19 protein-coding genes are annotated in these 17,122 nt (G+C 41.5%); 5 read left to right on the top strand and 14 right to left on the bottom strand.

Annotation, left to right across the window (positions count from 1 at the left end):
- Positions 1 to 29: 29 nt before the first annotated feature.
- The 3 genes from pyrF to ACTNES_RS13575 all read right to left on the bottom strand — a co-directional run bounded on the left by pyrF (position 30) and on the right by ACTNES_RS13575 (position 2,552).
- Entirely contained in the window at positions 30 to 956 is a 927-nt protein-coding gene (pyrF, locus tag ACTNES_RS13565; protein ID WP_291804846.1) for an orotidine-5'-phosphate decarboxylase, read from the bottom strand.
- Between the two features lie 92 nt (positions 957 to 1,048).
- Entirely contained in the window at positions 1,049 to 2,335 is a 1,287-nt protein-coding gene (locus ACTNES_RS13570) for a dihydroorotase (RefSeq protein WP_216460424.1), read from the bottom strand.
- Positions 2,336 to 2,372: 37 nt separating this feature from the next.
- Positions 2,373 to 2,552, bottom strand: a complete 180-nt coding sequence (locus ACTNES_RS13575) for a hypothetical protein (RefSeq protein WP_291804842.1) — start codon at positions 2,550 to 2,552, stop codon at positions 2,373 to 2,375.
- Positions 2,553 to 2,728: 176 nt separating this feature from the next.
- Between ACTNES_RS13575 and ACTNES_RS13580 the strand changes: the two genes are divergently transcribed.
- Positions 2,729 to 2,929: a cold-shock protein gene (locus ACTNES_RS13580; RefSeq protein WP_008705499.1), complete on the top strand. Its 201-nt coding sequence runs from the start codon at positions 2,729 to 2,731 to the stop codon at positions 2,927 to 2,929.
- 220 nt (positions 2,930 to 3,149) lie between these two features.
- Here the strand turns inward: ACTNES_RS13580 and ACTNES_RS13585 are convergent, their stop codons facing one another.
- Entirely contained in the window at positions 3,150 to 3,674 is a 525-nt protein-coding gene (locus ACTNES_RS13585; protein ID WP_291804825.1) for a hypothetical protein, read from the bottom strand.
- A gap of 136 nt (positions 3,675 to 3,810) precedes the next feature.
- Positions 3,811 to 4,650 (bottom strand): DegV family protein, encoded by an 840-nt coding sequence (locus ACTNES_RS13590; RefSeq protein WP_291815884.1) that lies wholly within the window; start codon positions 4,648 to 4,650, stop codon positions 3,811 to 3,813.
- A gap of 210 nt (positions 4,651 to 4,860) precedes the next feature.
- On the opposite strand from ACTNES_RS13590, the gene ACTNES_RS13595 reads away from it, so the two are divergent.
- A complete protein-coding gene (locus tag ACTNES_RS13595) occupies positions 4,861 to 5,361 on the top strand; it encodes a DUF5721 family protein (protein WP_291804820.1) in 501 nt (166 codons plus the stop codon).
- A gap of 5 nt (positions 5,362 to 5,366) precedes the next feature.
- On the opposite strand, the gene ACTNES_RS13600 is transcribed toward ACTNES_RS13595, so the two are convergent.
- The 8 genes from ACTNES_RS13600 to ACTNES_RS13635 form a co-directional block, all read right to left on the bottom strand.
- Positions 5,367 to 5,708 (bottom strand): sporulation initiation factor Spo0A C-terminal domain-containing protein, encoded by a 342-nt coding sequence (locus tag ACTNES_RS13600; protein WP_216460419.1) that lies wholly within the window; start codon positions 5,706 to 5,708, stop codon positions 5,367 to 5,369.
- A 311-nt stretch (positions 5,709 to 6,019) separates the two neighbouring features.
- Positions 6,020 to 8,083 carry a molecular chaperone HtpG gene (htpG, locus tag ACTNES_RS13605; protein WP_291804816.1) on the bottom strand — a complete coding sequence of 688 codons (2,064 nt, stop codon included), beginning with the start codon at positions 8,081 to 8,083 and terminating at the stop codon, positions 6,020 to 6,022.
- 105 nt (positions 8,084 to 8,188) lie between these two features.
- Positions 8,189 to 8,251 (bottom strand): hypothetical protein, encoded by a 63-nt coding sequence (locus tag ACTNES_RS13610; RefSeq protein WP_441039678.1) that lies wholly within the window; start codon positions 8,249 to 8,251, stop codon positions 8,189 to 8,191.
- A 191-nt stretch (positions 8,252 to 8,442) separates the two neighbouring features.
- Entirely contained in the window at positions 8,443 to 11,253 is a 2,811-nt protein-coding gene (locus tag ACTNES_RS13615) for a hypothetical protein (protein WP_441039671.1), read from the bottom strand.
- Positions 11,254 to 11,558: 305 nt separating this feature from the next.
- The gene (locus ACTNES_RS13620; protein WP_216460417.1) at positions 11,559 to 11,816 is read right to left on the bottom strand and encodes a glyoxalase; all 258 of its coding nucleotides are present in this window, start codon (positions 11,814 to 11,816) and stop codon (positions 11,559 to 11,561) included.
- A 1-nt stretch (position 11,817) separates the two neighbouring features.
- Positions 11,818 to 12,627 (bottom strand): HAD family hydrolase, encoded by an 810-nt coding sequence (locus ACTNES_RS13625; protein WP_441039673.1) that lies wholly within the window; start codon positions 12,625 to 12,627, stop codon positions 11,818 to 11,820.
- The gene (locus ACTNES_RS13630) at positions 12,614 to 13,279 is read right to left on the bottom strand and encodes an HAD family hydrolase (protein WP_320813022.1); all 666 of its coding nucleotides are present in this window, start codon (positions 13,277 to 13,279) and stop codon (positions 12,614 to 12,616) included. The genes ACTNES_RS13625 and ACTNES_RS13630 overlap by 14 nt, the downstream gene beginning before the upstream one ends.
- A 6-nt stretch (positions 13,280 to 13,285) precedes the next feature.
- Entirely contained in the window at positions 13,286 to 13,879 is a 594-nt protein-coding gene (locus ACTNES_RS13635; RefSeq protein WP_216460414.1) for a Maf family protein, read from the bottom strand.
- Between the two features lie 223 nt (positions 13,880 to 14,102).
- On the opposite strand from ACTNES_RS13635, the gene ACTNES_RS13640 reads away from it, so the two are divergent.
- Positions 14,103 to 14,489 carry a hypothetical protein gene (locus tag ACTNES_RS13640; protein ID WP_291804807.1) on the top strand — a complete coding sequence of 129 codons (387 nt, stop codon included), beginning with the start codon at positions 14,103 to 14,105 and terminating at the stop codon, positions 14,487 to 14,489.
- 92 nt (positions 14,490 to 14,581) lie between these two features.
- Here ACTNES_RS13640 and ACTNES_RS13645 read toward each other — a convergent pair whose 3' ends face one another.
- Entirely contained in the window at positions 14,582 to 16,249 is a 1,668-nt protein-coding gene (locus ACTNES_RS13645) for a glutamine--tRNA ligase/YqeY domain fusion protein (protein ID WP_216460412.1), read from the bottom strand.
- Between the two features lie 289 nt (positions 16,250 to 16,538).
- On the opposite strand from ACTNES_RS13645, the gene ACTNES_RS13650 reads away from it, so the two are divergent.
- Both ACTNES_RS13650 and ACTNES_RS13655 read left to right on the top strand, forming a co-directional pair.
- Complete coding sequence (locus ACTNES_RS13650; protein ID WP_291804802.1) at positions 16,539 to 16,859, top strand: DUF4258 domain-containing protein; 321 nt, start codon at positions 16,539 to 16,541, stop codon at positions 16,857 to 16,859.
- Entirely contained in the window at positions 16,856 to 17,086 is a 231-nt protein-coding gene (locus ACTNES_RS13655; RefSeq protein WP_291804799.1) for a type II toxin-antitoxin system MqsA family antitoxin, read from the top strand. The genes ACTNES_RS13650 and ACTNES_RS13655 overlap by 4 nt, the downstream gene beginning before the upstream one ends.
- The last annotated feature ends 36 nt before the right edge of the window (positions 17,087 to 17,122 follow it).

The raw sequence follows: 17,122 nt of genomic DNA on the forward strand, positions 1-17,122 counted from the left end.
TCTCTTTTCTTCTCGCTCATGCTGTCCTCCTAGCGATTGTTTAAAGCGCTGCTGATGTCTTCGATCATGTCTTTTACTGCCTGACGGGATGCATCTGCATAGTTTAATTCACCAAAGGAAGCATATTTCTCCTGCTTGTAAGCTGCAATGATTCCACGGGAAGAGTTAACGATCGCACCAAGTCCATCTTCATTGAAGAAGTGTACAAGGTCTGCGCCTTTTCCGCCCTGTGCACCGTATCCAGGTACAAGGATAAATGTATTCGGCATGATCTTACGGAGTGTTTTTCCCATTTCAGGATAGGTCGCACCTACTACTGCCCCTACATAGCTGTAGCCATTTCCCATGTGCTCTTCACCCCACTGTGCAACTTTCTCACCAACCCACTCATAAAGCGGACGTCCGTCGATGATTCTGTCCTGAAATTCACCGCTGGACGGGTTGGATGTTTTAACAAGTACGAAGATACCTTTGTTCTCTTCTTTGCATACATCGATAAATGGTTTTACACCGTCTGAACCGAAGTATGGATTTACAGTTGCGAAGTCTTCGTCAAATCCTGCGATTTTGTTGCTTCCTACCTGAACTTTTCCAAGGTGGCCTACTGCATATGCGGCAGATGTTGAACCGATGTCACCACGTTTGATATCACCGATGATCACAAGGCCTTTTTCTTTACAGTAGTCAACAGTTCTCTTGTATGCCATTAAGCCTGGGATGCCGAACTGTTCGTACATTGCGATCTGTGGTTTTACTGCAGGGATCAGGTCACTGACTGCATCTACGATTCCTTTATTGTACTGCCAGATTGCTTCTGCTGCACCCTCTAAGGTCTCACCCAGTTCTGAGAATGCTTTCTGCTGGATGTGCTGTGGGATATAGTTAAGCATTGGATCCAGTCCTACTACGATAGGAGCGTTTGTTTTCTGGATTTTTTCGATAAGTTTGTTGATCATGAGTATTTCCTCCTGAATGTTGATATTCTATAGAATTAATTGTAACTGTTCAGCAGTCTGCTATTCTGCCAGATACTTAACAGTTACCCTCTTTAGGCGTTCTGATATACCACTTTGCCGTCGCAGATCGTATAAAGGATTTTTCCTTTTACTTTCCATCCGTCAAATGGTGTGTTGCGTCCCTTGGATGCAAATTCGTTTTTATCTATTTTATATTCATGGTCAATATCTGCGATGACAATGTCGGCAGGATGGCCTTTCTGGATAGTTCCTCTGTCACTGCCGAGGATCTGTGCCGGATTCCAGCTCATTTTCTCGATTAGCTGTGTGAGTGTGAGGATTCCTGTTTCTACCAGTGCTGTGTAGGATAAGGCAAAGCTTGTCTCAACTCCTACAATACCGAATGCTGCGTTTCGGATAGAGCCTGTCTTTTCAGGTACTGCGTGCGGTGCGTGGTCTGTGCTGATCACTTTGAATGAACCATCTTTCAGGCCTTTGATCAGCGCATCAACGTCTTTCTTTGTACGGAGAGGCGGGTTCATTTTGTAATTCGGATCGTCTGTTTTGATATCATCGGAAGTAAGGATGAAATGATGTGGGCAAACTTCTGCTGTGATGTTGTCCAGTCCCTCTTCTTTCACGATCTCCATCATCTTCGCAACGCCCTCTGTGGAGCAGTGGCAGAGATGAAGTCTTGCGCCTGTCTCTCTTGCCAGAAGAATATCTCTGGCTGCGATCACATCCTCTACTGCATTGCAGATGCCCGGAAGTCCGAGTCTCTTTGCATTTTCATCATCATTCATGCATCCGTCACCGCGCAGGTCGATATCCTCGCAGTGTGCAAAGATCGGTACGTTTAATTTCTTTGCCACTTCCATAGCTTCTTTGCAGAGCATAGTGTTCATAACAGATTTGCCGTCTTCGGAAAGTGCAGGTATTCCTGCTTTTACCATTCCTTCAATGTCGGAAAGTTCCTGACCTTTCTCGCCCTGTGTGATGGCGCCTGCCTGGAGTACGTGGATTCCTGCAAGCTGTGCGGCTTTGTTATGTACGTAATTTACACGGTCAGGATTGTCGATGACAGGTGTAGTGTTCGGCATGGCAATTACAGTTGTCACTCCGCCTCTGGCTGCTGCCTGGGAGCCCGTCTCTATGTCCTCTTTCTGTGTCTGACCCGGATCTCTGAAGTGTACGTGAAGATCGATCAGTCCCGGCATGACCAGGCATCCTTTCGCATCTATCACTCTGTCACTCTTGTCCTTTACTTCAAGTTTGTCACCGATGTCAGTGATCACTCCATCTTCCAGATAAATATCGCCCTTTTTATCAGTATCAGTGGCCGCATCTACGATACGTCCGCCACGAATCAGAATACCCATGTAATTCTCTCCCTTCGTTGTGGTCTGATGCATCCTGTTAATATCTTAAAAGCAGTTCCTCTCTGTTCCTTGATATTACATAATTTACATATTGCTGCTGTCTGTCCGGCTCTTTCTTATGTACTTCATAGAATAGCCGGTTACAGGCAGTAACTTTCTGATATACATAATACACGAAACCATGCGTTTTATAAAGTCCTTTTTTTGCTTTCGCCAAGTCTTTTTTGCTTGACAATTCAAAATACGGGAGATATAATCAATTCATATCTGGATTATTTAATGTATAGTCACTGGTTTTTAGAGATTATATAACAGTATATAATCTGTAAAATCTGGTGATTTTTTATTTGCCAGAAACTATATAATTTTTTTATTTTTTATGGAGGTAACAACATGAACAAGGGAACTGTAAAATGGTTCAACGCAGAAAAAGGTTACGGATTTATCACTGGTGAAGACGGTGCAGACGTATTTGTACATTTCTCCGCTATCAATGGTGAAGGATTCAAATCCCTTGAAGAAGGCCAGGCTGTAACATACGACTTAACAGAAGGCGCTCGTGGCATGCAGGCTGCAAACGTTACAAAATTATAATTCATAACTGTTTATAATTTTTGTTAACGACAGAGGATTGAATTCCGCACTTTTCTATACGGATTAAACCTCAAAAAATCCCCGGATCATCCGGGGATTTTTTATTTCAGCAACAAATCCTGCCTGCGGGATTTCTTCTTATAATTATAGATAATAAATAAGTCCTCTGCTTATCACTCTTCGTAATCACGGCAGGGGACTTATCTGATTTCATTTAATTTTATTCAGCATCTGTGCTGTCTGTTGTTGAAGCGGAATCTGTTGTATCTGTTTCAGAATCATCTGCGGCTGCAGTATCATCTGATGCATCTTCTGCTTCTGTATCGTCAGCTGCTTCTTCTGTGTCTGCAGATTCTGTCTCTGTTACAGCATCTGTTTCAGAGGTATCTGCGGTTGTGTCTGCTGCGGCTGCATCTTCGCTGTCTGCGTCTGCAGAAGCGGTTGTATCTTCTTCATCTGTATCTGCAGTATCGGCGTCTGTGCTGTCGGTATTATCTGTTGTGTCTGTTGACAGATTTGAAATGTAGTTATCAAGTGCAGTAGTATCCATTACTGTATTCTGAACCACACTCTCCTTGGCTCCTGTTACTTTTACATATGCAGAATAGCCAATCCATCCAACAATTACAACGCAAATAAATGCCCAGGCAAACATTTCCAGTCCAAAAAGCATTCTTTCTTTTTTGTCTGCTTTGCTTCTCTGTCCTTTTCTGGCCTTATAAGCATCGACTTTCTTCTGGCTCATGATAGATCTCCTTTGCATCAATATTTCGTATTTTCTGATTATAGCACACTTTTTTACAAAAGAAAATAGTTAATCCATTTTCGTATTTTTGCATATCACGTCATCATCAGAAAACTTTCACAGCTAAAAGATCTGCTTATACAGCAACGATCACGCCACCATCGTTTGCATACATAGAGCTGACACCCGCTGTATCGAGAACTATGATCTTCGCAAGTTTCATTCTCTCTTCAAAGGCTTCTTTAAGCACCTGAGCTCTTGCAGGACAGTTGCAGTGGCTGATAGCCAGTGTCTTGTCTGCGCTGTCAGGGGTTTTCTCAATGACCTGTTCTACCATTTTGATCATAGCACGGTTCATTCCTCTGGCCTGATCCAGCTGACAGATACTTCCCTCATCTGTGGATCCCATAACTGGTTTGATCTTCAGTGCGCTTGCAACTAAAGCTTTTACCTTGCTGAGACGGCCATTCTTTCTTAATGTATCGAGATTTTCAAGTACAAAAAATGTATGCTGCCCTTCAATGTAATGTTCTACTGTTTCTACAACGTCCTCAAAACTCATTCCTGCTTCTTCGCATTCCCGGATCTTCATCCCGATCAGTGACTGGCCGATGGATGCGGAACGTGAATTAAATACGTGGATTTTCTTCTCCGGATGATCTTCCAGCACAAGATTTCTTCCAAGTAATGCACTGTTATAAGATCCACTCAGTTCAGATGATAATGTTACTGCATAAATGTGTTCTGCTTCGCAGTCATATGCTCTCATATATCTCTCCGGTGACGGGCAGGCTGATTTCGGACACTCCGGGCAGGCAGCTACTTTCTTAAGGAAATCTGCCTGATTAAATGTTTCATCATCTATGATCTGCTCTGCTCCCACCATCAGTGTCAGCGGAACAGATTCAAAACGTTCATCGTTCTTCCATTCATCTAAAAGTTCTCCACAACTATCTATGACAATCTTATATCTCAATTATATCGTCCTCTTTTCCATTATATGTAGTATTCAATACCAGATATATATTATCATACTGATCTACGTTTGAAAAGACTTTTTCTCAAAAACTCTGTTCTTTTTTTTAAAAGTGATTTATAATAAAAAAACGCTCCTCGCATTCTTGCAGGGAGCGCTGTTGAATCCATGAAAAAAATAATCAGAAATGTGTCGTCAGAGAGGTGTTATATGCTTGCTTTAAAAATTATTGATATCAAAGATTTTATGAATAAGCTCCTGGTTGGTGAAGTATTTGATTGCTTTTCTTTTGTTGAAGCAACCATTACAACCTTCAATACATTTACAATCGACGGTAAACTTCAATACGATTTTTTTGATACAGAAGCAAAAACCTCGCTACTTGAAAAGTCTGCGGAATATTCTCTATGGGAAAATGTAAAGGCCTACTGTTTCTCTATCATACGCGGCAGGCGTACTCCTTTAAACTTTAAAATCGTATTTGAGCTCTCTCATAATCAGACACTGGCTCTGCTAAAGAACGAAAGCTCTGTCACAGATATTCCTGTCCGCAATTTTTATCTGAATATTCAATATAAAAATCAGGCATTATTGTGTACAACAGGTGTTTCTTATGCTTCTTTCTGTCTGGACAAACGCCTAGAACATCTCTGGGACGATTCCCTGATTACTTTTTTCTCCAGTCATCACATTTCCTGCGAAAAACTGTAATCTATCTAGTCATTGACCGCTGTCTTCTGCCCGTAATGCAGGTAGTAAACCAGAATATCTATAAATTCACTGTTAGTAGGCTTATCCACCATTGTACATCCGGCGATTTCTTCCAGTGTATCTTTATGATTCACCCAGCATAAGTTTACTAATGTCCTTATATTATGCTCTACATTTGATGGTGTTGATTTATATTTTCTTGCAATAGCAGGATAAATATCTTTTGTAACTTTCACAGGACGTTCATGAATTCCCTGTGCCATTTTTACAGCATCTGCAACATAATAATAACCCTTGTACTTTGATGTTGCTCCTAATTTTCTAATAATTCCATATACTTCTACCATATATCTTTCCTCCCAACTTTCCATACCAGTATTATCACAGGTCTGGAGTTCTCACTTATTTACACACATTTCCTGATAATGTAAAGAAGAGTTACGACATTTATTGTTGGGATGTCATTGTATTTTCCATGAATTCGACATATATATCAGCAAATTAATCATAAAAATTTATAAGACATTTGTCAATACTTATAATTCAAAAAGAGTAGTCCAGATTGTTCTTCCAGACCACCCTTTTTCAAAATTTACATTATATCTTCGTTCACTATGATCGATGCTAAACATGCACCACTGGCACACAGCACTCTCAATTATTTTGCTATCATTAGAAGAATTTCATTGCTTCTCTGAACAAACTTGGTCATTTCTTCAGGTGAAAGCTGTTTGTGACTCATCATTGCAAGGTCATATAACTGCTCGCAGATTACCGGAGCTTTGTCAGACTCTTTGTTCTCTGCCAGATATTTAACCAGAGGATGATTTGCATTCAGGATAAGTGTTTCCTGTCCGCCAAACATGTTCGGATCCATTCCATACATATTGTACATTCTCATCATATCCTGCATACGGCGGCTCTCTTCAGAAAGTGTCACCATTGCAGATACACTCTCATTCTTGAGATTCTCTACACGTACTTCCAGTTTATCTTTGTGAAGGTTCTTACGGAAAAGTTCTGTCAGTGCTTTTACTGTTTCTTCGTCAGTAGTACCTTCGCCTTTCATTTCCTCAGTCAAGTCAGCATCGATACGCTTAAACTGTACATCCTGATGTTTCTGCTCAAGGCTTGAAATAAACGCACTGTCAATGTTGTGTTTCAGAATAACAGCGTCTTTTCCTGCTTCTTTAAACATATTGATGTACTGGCTCTGCTGAACTTCATCAGTTACATAGAAGATAATTGTCTTCTCAGGCTCTTTTTCCTGTGCATCCTTGTTCTCGTCTGCTGCTGTATCTTCTTTCTTCTCTTCTGTCTGAGCTTCTGCGTCTTCTTTCTTATTCTCTTCGATACAGTCTTTCAATGTGAGGTATTTGCCATCAAGGTTCTTGAAAAGTACATAGTCTCCCATCTTCTCTGCAAACTTGCTGTCTTTGATGCAGCCATATTTGATAAATGGGCTGATGTCATCCCAGTATTTCTCATAAGATTCACGATCTGTCTTGCACATTCCAGTCAGCTTGTCTGCTACCTTCTTGGAAATGTACTCAGAAATCTTCTGTACAAATCCGTCGTTCTGAAGTGCACTTCTGGATACGTTCAGCGGAAGATCCGGACAATCGATCACACCTTTGAGCAGAAGCAGGAATTCAGGAATTACTTCCTTAATATTGTCTGCGATGAATACCTGATTATTGTACAGTTTGATAGTTCCTTCAATGGAATCGTATTCTGTATTGATTTTCGGGAAGTACAGGATACCTTTTAAGTTAAACGGATAATCCATGTTCAGATGGATCCAGAATAACGGCTCCTTGTAATCCATAAATACTTTGCGGTAGAACTCTTTGTATTCATCATCTGTGCATTCATTCGGATGTTTCATCCAAAGAGGATTAATATCACTGATAGAAACCGGACGTTTGTTAATCTTTACTTTATCCTTTGCAGGAGAAACTTCAACTACTTCTTTCTCGCCGTTTTCATTCTCTTTCTCTTCTGTCTTTGCATCTTCATGAATATGTTCAACAACTACATCATCGTCTCTTAATTCAGATTCATCAATTGTCTCATATTCCTGTGGTGCATTTGCTTTGGAAAGATAAATATGAACCGGCATAAAGGAACAGTATTTTTCAAGGATTTCACGCATACGGTATTCATTTGCGAATTCCAGGCAGTCTTCGTTCAGGAACAGTGTGATCTCTGTACCAACTGTGTTCTTGTTTCCTTCCCGGATGTCATATTCTGTTCCGCCATCGCAGGTCCAGTGTACAGGCTGTGCACCTTCTGTATAAGAAAGAGTGTCAATGTGTACTTCATCTGCTACCATGAACGCAGAATAAAAACCAAGTCCAAAATGACCGATGATCTGGTCATCTGTTGTTTTGTCTTTATATTTCTCAAGGAACTGAGTTGCGCCGGAAAAAGCAATCTGGGTAATGTATTTCTCTACTTCTTCAGCAGTCATACCAATACCATTATCGATAAATTTCAGAGTCTTCTCATCAGGATTTACGATTACCTGAATCTCTGGTTTATAACCTTCCGGGAAAGAATACTCTCCCATTACTTCCAGCTTTTTCAGTTTTGTAATAGCATCGCATCCATTGGAAACCAGCTCTCTTACAAAAATATCATGGTCGGAATATAACCATTTCTTGATAATCGGGAAAATATTTTCACTGTTGATTGATAAACTTCCATGTTTTACAGCCATGCTGTCCACACTCCTTTTTATTTTATAGGTATTTACTGGTAACTATTCAGCGATCTGCTATTTCGCAAGATACTGAACAGATACATTTGCTGCAACTTTTTTCTGTCAATTCTCTGCTTTCCTACTTGTCTTAGAGCGTGTTTGAAAAAACATTCCCGCAATCTGCACGCTCTAGAGTGTATTTGAATTTCTCAAACACACTCTAACAGTTGGATGTCAAAACTACTCTCTTTTATTTCTCCCTCAAAATAGCTTCTGACTTCCATAAGTTGCATCTCTGAGAGATATAGTAATACCATTTATCTCAAAAGTCAAGAAAAAATTAGCACTCATTTAAAATGAGTGCTAATAATTTGTTTCTATTTATTTTTCTTTTTATAGATTACAACGCCTGCAATACATCCGACTGCAACTGCCAGGATAAGCACGAATGGTGCAATCGGAGTATTATCACCTGTTTTTACTGCGGATTTTGTCGTTGCTCCGTTTGGCTGTGGAGTTGGAGTTGCTGTAACAGTCTGGGCCTGAGTAATATTGAAGTTTACCTGTTTGGTATCCTGTTCTCCGGTATTCTCCCACTCACTTCCATTATACTTCTGCTGGTCAAATACAACTGTCAGAGTATAAGTTCCTGCTTTTGTAATTCCAAATGCTGCTGTATAAGGTGCACTGCTCCAACTGTTTGTATTGATAACTTTCCAGTTATATGGCACGTAACGGACATCACCTTTTCCAGGACTCTCATTGTCCATACCTGCTCCAACTGCTGTGAAAGTGATCTTGGACTGTGTGGTATATCCATCTGAGCTGATTCCTGTGATCTTATTATCTGCAGGGTCCGCGATCTTTGCCTTACGTACTGCCTTTACAATAAAGCTGACATTGACTTTTGCACTGATATTCTGCTCATTGTCAATTGTGATCGTCTCCGTATAGGAACCTGCCTCCAGTCCATCTTTCGGACGGATCTTAAATGTACAACTCTCTCCCGGCGCAAGTTCTGCTGCGGAAAGTTTACCGATTTTGAAGTTAGAAGCAGATGGCGCATATAATGTCACATTTGTGTTTCCTTCATTTGTTACTGTAACCTTCTGTGCCTTCGGCGCTTCATTGTATCCAGCCTTTGTATTTCCGAAATCCAGAGCTGTCGGGTTTACAGATAATTTGTAGACTTTTTCCACTTCCGAAACAGTGATCGCTGCATTTACTGTTGTCAAAACTTCCTGTTCTCCGTTATCATTGTTCCGCATGATCTGGATACTGTCCACGTAACTTCCTACTGTAAGACCAGTTACAGGTGTTACTGTAAAGGATGCAGTATCTCCCGGATCCAAAACAGATGCAGTAAGATCTCCGATATTAAAGTTCTCTGCTGTCGGCTGAATCAGCGATACGGTTGTGTTTCCTGTATTCGTAAGTGTCACTGTTGTACTTTCAGGAGTGTCATAACCTTCTTTCAGGCTGTCATAATTAATAGTTGCAGGATCTGTCTGCACTTCTGTGATCTGTTCCTGCTGTGCTTCTTTTACAGAAACTTCTGCTGTTACCTGCGCAGCAACCTCTGAATCCTCTTCACTGGAAAAGATCAATGTATCGCTGTAATTACCTTTCACAAGTCCGGCCTTCGGGTGTACCATAAACATCACAGATTCCCCTTTGGCAATCTGTACACCGGATACTGCTTCACTTCCATCCTCTGCCATAATATCGAAATATTCTGACTGTGGAACTTTTAAAGTAACCGTACTGTCTCCTGTATTTGTTATTGTTACAGACAGTGTCTCATTAGCTGTTGTATAGTTCTCCTCAATATCGCTGAAACTGAGGCTTCCTGTATTCGCATCCAGAGACTGTGCTTCCAGAGTTGCATCTGTATTATTATCTGCGCCCGGTTCTTCATCTGGATTTACAACTGCATCATCCTTTGTGGATGGAGTTTCAACGTTATCTGTCTGGTCACTGTCGCCTTCTTCAGAAGCTCCATTGGACTTTAAATCTGATGCAGTATCGATTGCATCATCCATTGTAACTTTATCAAGAGGATCCTGTTCATCATCTGTCGCATCTCCTGTACCTTCTACAGATACTTTTGCTTCAAAAGATACCTCTGTACCTTCCTCTGTCTGATATGTGACCATATCATCATAGTCTCCTGCATCCAATCCCTTACGAGGCTGTACCCATACATTTATGGAATCGCCTGGTTCCAACGGTTCTTCTATATCTTCTGCCATAAAATGCTCCGGACTGATTGCCAGAAAATTCAGTGTCTCGCTTCCAGTATTGGTAATCTTGACAAACTGAGCTTCTAAATCTTCTGTATCACTGCCGATTGTTCCAAAATCGCAGATCTGGTCCTCGCTGCCATCTACTGTAGCTGTTGCTTCATATGGCTCTTCGCTTCCTTTGTCAGATTCATCTGTCTGTACATTTCCATTCTCATCTATCTGAAGCTGATCTTCTGTATAGATCTTCATCTGGGAATCGTCAGTTTCCTCTGTATTGTCTGTCTCATTATACGTTTCCTCTGATGAAGTATCCTGGGTATTCTCTTCATCATAAGCAACCTGAGCTTCCTCCGGCTGTGCCTGTGTATCCTGAGTCTCATCCTGCTGAGCATTCTCTACATTCTGATTCTCTGATGCCTGTTCTTCATTCGCATCCGGGGTTCCAGAAGCCTGTACATTCTCTGTCTCATCTGCATTCTCATAATTCGTTTCATCTGTAGTTTCTTCCAACAAAGCACCTTCCTCTTCCTCCGGAGTCTGCTCTGCCACTGCCTTAGCCTCTTCTTCTGTAGAAACAACTTCTAAAGTCTTCGCTATAAGTGTGCCTGTAAGTACACTGCCATCTACTGGTGTAAGATCAAGCACCAGTTTATATCCCAGGTCATCCTGAGTAATCGTGTAAGTCTTCTCAGTACCTACCTGTGTCAGTTGCTTGTCATCCGTCTGTCTTGACCATGAAAAAGTAAAATCTTCATCAGTCACTCCCTCTGGTGTGATTTTTGAGTAATCTGCGCTCAGACTTACTCCTACAGCTGCAAGCCCCTTAATCTTAAGCTTACCACCCAGCTCTCCTGACGGAGCTGCCGCAAAAACCATGGATGGAATCATAGAAATAACCATCAGCACAGTCATTACGATTGCGAGAAATCTCCTTCTCTCCATCTGTCGTCCTCCTTTTTCTGTATAATAAATTTCTGATGTTCCGCTTCTGTTCGCATGCATTCTGTCTGCAACAGATAGCGGTAGTCCTTTCATTCTCTGCATAAAGCTATTATAGCATCGCATTCCATGAAAATGTAATCTGTATTTTCTTCACCCGAAAGAATCTTGCCCGTTGGATTCTCTACCTGTGTCAAGTTGCTTCAGCGACACCGTTCCTCCACTGACATAAAAATACCGGCTCCCCAGGTCAGAATTTTTTTATTCTGACTTAGGGACCGCCGGTACAAATTACGTATTTTTTAATATTATCCCTCTACGATCAGGTATTTACCATCTGGCAGTGCAAAGACTTCACTGGCATCTTCCAGTTCTTCATCTGACATTCCGTCTACATCAGCACCTGCTTCTTCCAGATATTCTCTGACCTCTTCAATAGAGTCCACTACCTGTGCCATACAATCCTCAAGAAAGGCTTCTGCTGCTTCATAGGATTCTGCTACCGGCTGTGGAAAGAGCTGTTCCTGGTTCTCCAGAAAAGTATTGATACATTCTTCTGTGTACATCTTAAATTACCTCCTCAATGTTTCCCTTTGCCCGGATCAGTTTCTCAAGGAACGGTTCAACGCGTTCTGTCACATAGGACGCTGCTGCCCGTACCCCCTCCTTGGAATGAGCCATGGCAAAGCCATATTTTACTGCTTTTAACATTTCTATATCATTATATTCGTCTCCGAATGTTACGCATTCCTCCGGCGAAATATGATATCGATTCTGATATTCCCTGATTCCTTTTGCCTTGTTTGTACCAAACGGTACGAAATCGATCCATTCGTTTCCGGATGTCACGACAACGCAGTCTTTTCCAAAATTTCCTGTCCAGTATTTTACAGACTCATCGGTAATGCCGCCCGGTTCAAATACCGCCAGCTTCATGATCGGATCTGTCATCTCATCCATACTGTTCACAAATCTGCATTCGTTTTTCACTTCGTATAACATATGATCGTGGAACTTCTGAGTCTTAGGCATCAGATAGTGATAATCCTTTGCAGAACATGTAAACTCAGCATCTTTCTTTGCCATGATCGCAGAGATGATCTTCTCTGCCAGTTTTCTGTCAAAGGAATCCTGATACAGTACTTCCCCACGGTCTACTGCCAGCGCTCCATTTTCGGAAATGTAGGAAATCTCCGACGCAACAGGCGCAAACAGTTTGGTCATGTTCGGATACTGCCGTCCACTGGCCGCTACAAACATAATTCCCAATTCTTTTAACTGTCTGATCAGTGGAAACATTTCTTCGGGTAAAGACTGTGCCTTATTCAAAAGCAATGTTCCATCCAGGTCACTTGCGATCAGCTTAATCATTTCCATGTTCCTCGCATATTTTTACCAGATCGACCGGCTTCTCTGCTACCAGGTCTGCACCGTTTTCATTCAGCTCCTTACGGTCACGGAAGCCCCAGAGTGCACCGACTGTAAACATTCCTGCTGCTTTTCCGGTCTGCATGTCTGTGCTGGTGTCGCCTACATACATGCACTCTTCCGGTTTTACGCCAAATTTCTCAGCTACCATTAACGGACCGTCCGGTGCAGGTTTTCTGCGGATGGCATCGCTCTGACCAACAACCATATCGAATTCTTCTCCGAAAAGCTGTGCGATTACTTTCACTGCTGCAGGATGCGGTTTATTGGAGCAGACTGCCAGTTTCATTCCATGCTTTTTCAGTTCTTTTAATGTTTTCGGCATTCCTTCATAAGGTACTACTTTATACATCGGATCTGCTGCAAACATTTCTCTGTAAAGTCTCTGTCCTTCTTCGTAATGAGTCAGTTCCGGATCACCAGCATCTTTCAACGCACGGCGGATCAACATGTTTGCGCCCTCACCGCTGTAGTATCTGAAGTTATCGACCGGAAGTGTTTTTAATCCGAATTTTTCCATAATAATATTGGTCACATATGCCATGGAATCCAGCGTATCTGCCAGAGTTCCATCCAAGTCAAATATACATGCCTTAATCATCTTTTGTCATCCTCTCAAGTCAATTCCTGATTTCTTCATTTCGTAAAATAATCTGGCAACAGGAAGTCCTACCACATTATTGTAATCTCCGCAGATTCCTTTTACATAGATTCCGAAGAGTCCCTGGATGCCATAACTTCCGGCTTTGTCCATCGGCTCTCCAGTCGCAACATATGCCCGGATTTCTTCATCTGATACCGGGTAAAAAGTCACGTCTGTGCTCTCATAAAAGGTGTGTTCCGTCCAGACTCCGGCTTTCTTCTCCCATACGGAAACGCCGGTATATACTTGGTGGGTATTTCCCTGAAGTTTTTTTAATGTATTTACTGCATCCTCTGTATCGTGAGGTTTGCCAAGGATCATGTTCTCAAACACAACTACTGTGTCAGATCCGATCACAATGGTTCCGTCCTCACTGTCTTCTACTGTGTGCATAACAGAAACCGCCTTGTCTCTGGCAAGCTGCTGAACAGCTTCTTTCGGATCATCTGAGGTACGGTTCTCCTCGCCTGATGCAGGTATCACTTCGAAATTCACGCCTGCCCGCTCCAGCAATTCTCTCCGTCTGGGTGAGGCAGATGCCAAAATAATTCTCTTCATAAATAACCTCTTCTTTCCTGTCATAGTATACCGTGTATCTTTTTGGTATGCAACTGCTTTCAGCAAAAGTTTTGCTTTTTAAAGTTTTGCTTTTCTTTTATGATAAAAAGTATTAAAATAAGGATAACCTATAGCTGACCGGAAGTATTACGAACGGACTGGTCAGTGACCTGTATTATATTCGCAGAAATAGGAGAATATCTGAAAGGAGTTTACGATTATCATGGCTAAAATTAATAAATATTGGGGTTTTGTAGCAGTAGGTGCTCTTACAGCAGCTGCTGCAGGCGCTGTAGCTGCACTTGTTGCTAAGAAAAATTCCTGCAAGGAAGACTTCGATTTTGAAGACGATTTTGATGATTTTGATCTGAATGATGAGAAAGAAGAAAAAGCTGAGGAAAGTACTGAAGCTGAAGAAGTTGCTGAAGATTTCCAGGCATGGGAAGAACACGCTGGCGAGCAGGCTGAGGACGAAACTTCAGAAACTAAGGATACAGCTACAGAAGTTGAAATCAAAGATGCAGAGGAAGAAGCTGAAGATGCAGAAGACGCTGATGAGCCATCTCATTTTGAAGAAGCTATTGACGCTGCATCTGAATCAGAAGAATAATCCCACTCTTTGTTTATTATTTTCTTGGATTCAACAAAAAAGAAAGACCATCTTATCTGGTATAGCGCCGGATGAGATGGTCTATTTTTTATTTATGCTTTTGGCAGTTTGAATGAACTCTTAAGAGATACGATACGGTTAAATACCGGTGCGCCTTCTTTGGAGTCATGGATGTCTGCGCAGAAGAATCCTGTTCTTACGAACTGGAAGCTGTCGTAACCTTTCGCTTCCATCAATGCAGGCTCTACATATGCAGTCACTTTTGTCAGGGAATTCGGGTTTACATTCAGAGAACCGTCTTCTTTGTTGTATACACCTTTCTCCTCGTCTACGATATTCTCGTAGAGACGTACTTCTGCTTTTCCTGCCTGGCTTGCTTCTACCCAGTGGATGGTTCCTTTTACTTTTCTGCCGTCCGGTGCGTTGCCGCCTTTTGTTGCAGGGTCATAAGTACAGTGTACAACACGTACAGTTCCATCTTCATCAGCTTCATATCCTGTGCAGGTTACGAAGTATGCGTTCATGAGACGAACCTCTGTGCCAGGGAACATTCTCTTATATTTCTTAGGTGGGTCTACCATGAAGTCTTCTCTCTCGATGTAGAGTTCTCTGCCGAATGGCATCTTACGGGTACCAAGTTCTTCATTCTCCATGTTGTTCGGAGCTTCCAGATATTCTACTTCGCCTTCCGGATAGTTGTCGATCACAAGCTTGATCGGATCAAGGATCGCCATCAGACGCGGACGTTTCAGTTTCAGATCCTCACGGATACAGTACTCAAGCATTGCATAGTCAACAGAACTGTTTGCCTTAGATACACCGCAGAGTTCTACGAACATCTTGATAGATTCCGGTGTGAATCCACGGCGGCGCAGTGCTGCGATAGAAACCAGACGCGGATCATCCCATCCGTCTACGATTCCTTCTTCTACCAGTTTCTTGATGTAACGTTTACCTGTAACAACGTTTGTCAGGTACAGTTTTGCAAACTCGATCTGCTTCGGTGGCTGCGGATATTCCAGTTCTCTTACAACCCAGTCGTACAGGGGTCTGTGGTCCTCGAATTCCAGAGTACAGATGGAGTGTGTGATTCCCTCAATTGCGTCCTCGATCGGGTGAGCAAAGTCGTACATTGGATAGATGCACCATTTGTCACCTGTTCTGTGATGTGTCATATGAGCAACACGATAGATAACCGGGTCACGCATGTTCATGTTCGGAGATGCCATGTCGATCTTTGCGCGGAGTACTTTCTCTCCGTCTGCGTATTTGCCTTCTTTCATCTCCTCGAAAAGCTGAAGGTTCTCTTCTACACTTCTGTTTCTGTATGGACTCTCTTTTCCTGGCTCTGTAAGAGTTCCACGGTATTCGCGGATCTGATCTGCTGTCAGGTCACATACATAAGCTTTTCCTTTCTGGATCAGCTTTACAGCAGCTTCATACATCTGGTCGAAATAATCAGATGCAAAGAACAGTCTGTCTTCCCAGTCTGCACCAAGCCATTTGATATCCGCTTTTATGGATTCTACAAACTCGCTCTTCTCTTTGGTCGGGTTTGTATCGTCAAAACGCATATTGAATTTGCCGTTATACTCCTGTGCAAGACCATAGTTTAAAAGAATAGATTTCGCATGACCGATATGAAGATATCCATTCGGTTCCGGCGGGAAACGTGTATGCACGGTGTCATAAACACCCTCTGCTAAATCTTTATCAATAATATTCTCAATAAAATTCTTGGAAACTGTTTCGTTCTCCATCTTCTTCCCTCCTGTTGTCGTATTTTACAGTGTTTTTCACATATCTATATATAAAAAATACAACTGAATATTTTTTATGTCGAATGAATTTATATTATCATTGGAAATTCCATCTGTCAACCGTTTCCACTATAGTGATAAGCCTTATTTTATGCTCAAAAGCTCGATATTTGGCGTTTAAACTTCCAGTTCAGGGTATTGGCGTCTGTTGAATTTTCCGGATAGCTAAGTTATAATATTATTTACAGTACATATATAACTGTAAATCCAAAGAAGGGATATTGTCATTATGATAGAAATTAAAACTCTACAATCTTACTACACTGAAGATAAAGTTTTAATGACACAACATTCTTCCGAGCGTTGTCGCCAAAGAGGAATCAAGATAAAAGATATTCGTCATGCCATTATGGATGGTGAAATTATCGAACAATATCCAGATGATTATCCATTCCCCAGTTGTTTAATTTTCGGCTATTCTGTGGATAATAAAATCATCCATGTAGTTATGAGCGATGAAGGAACCGGCAGCCGGATCATCACCGCATATTTCCCTGATCCGGAAAAATGGGAATCTGATTATAGAACAAGAAAGGAGACTTTAAAATGAGATGCCTAACTTGTAAAAATGGTACTATGGAACAATCTACAACCACATACTTTGCACACCTGAAAAATTGCTATGTTATTATTGAAAATGTTCCATGTATGAAATGTGATCAATGTGGAGAAGAATTTTTTACTGCATCTGTGCTTGAAAAAATTGAAGATATCTTAGATCGTCTTGAGCAGATTGCAAGCAAGATTTTCATTATGGATTATGCTTCTGCTGCATAACAAAACTTTACAGACATATTGCTTTCCATTTTTATA

The sequence above is a fragment of the Blautia sp. HCP3S3_D9 genome (assembly GCF_052063845.1).
GTDB lineage: Bacteria > Bacillota > Clostridia > Lachnospirales > Lachnospiraceae > Blautia_A.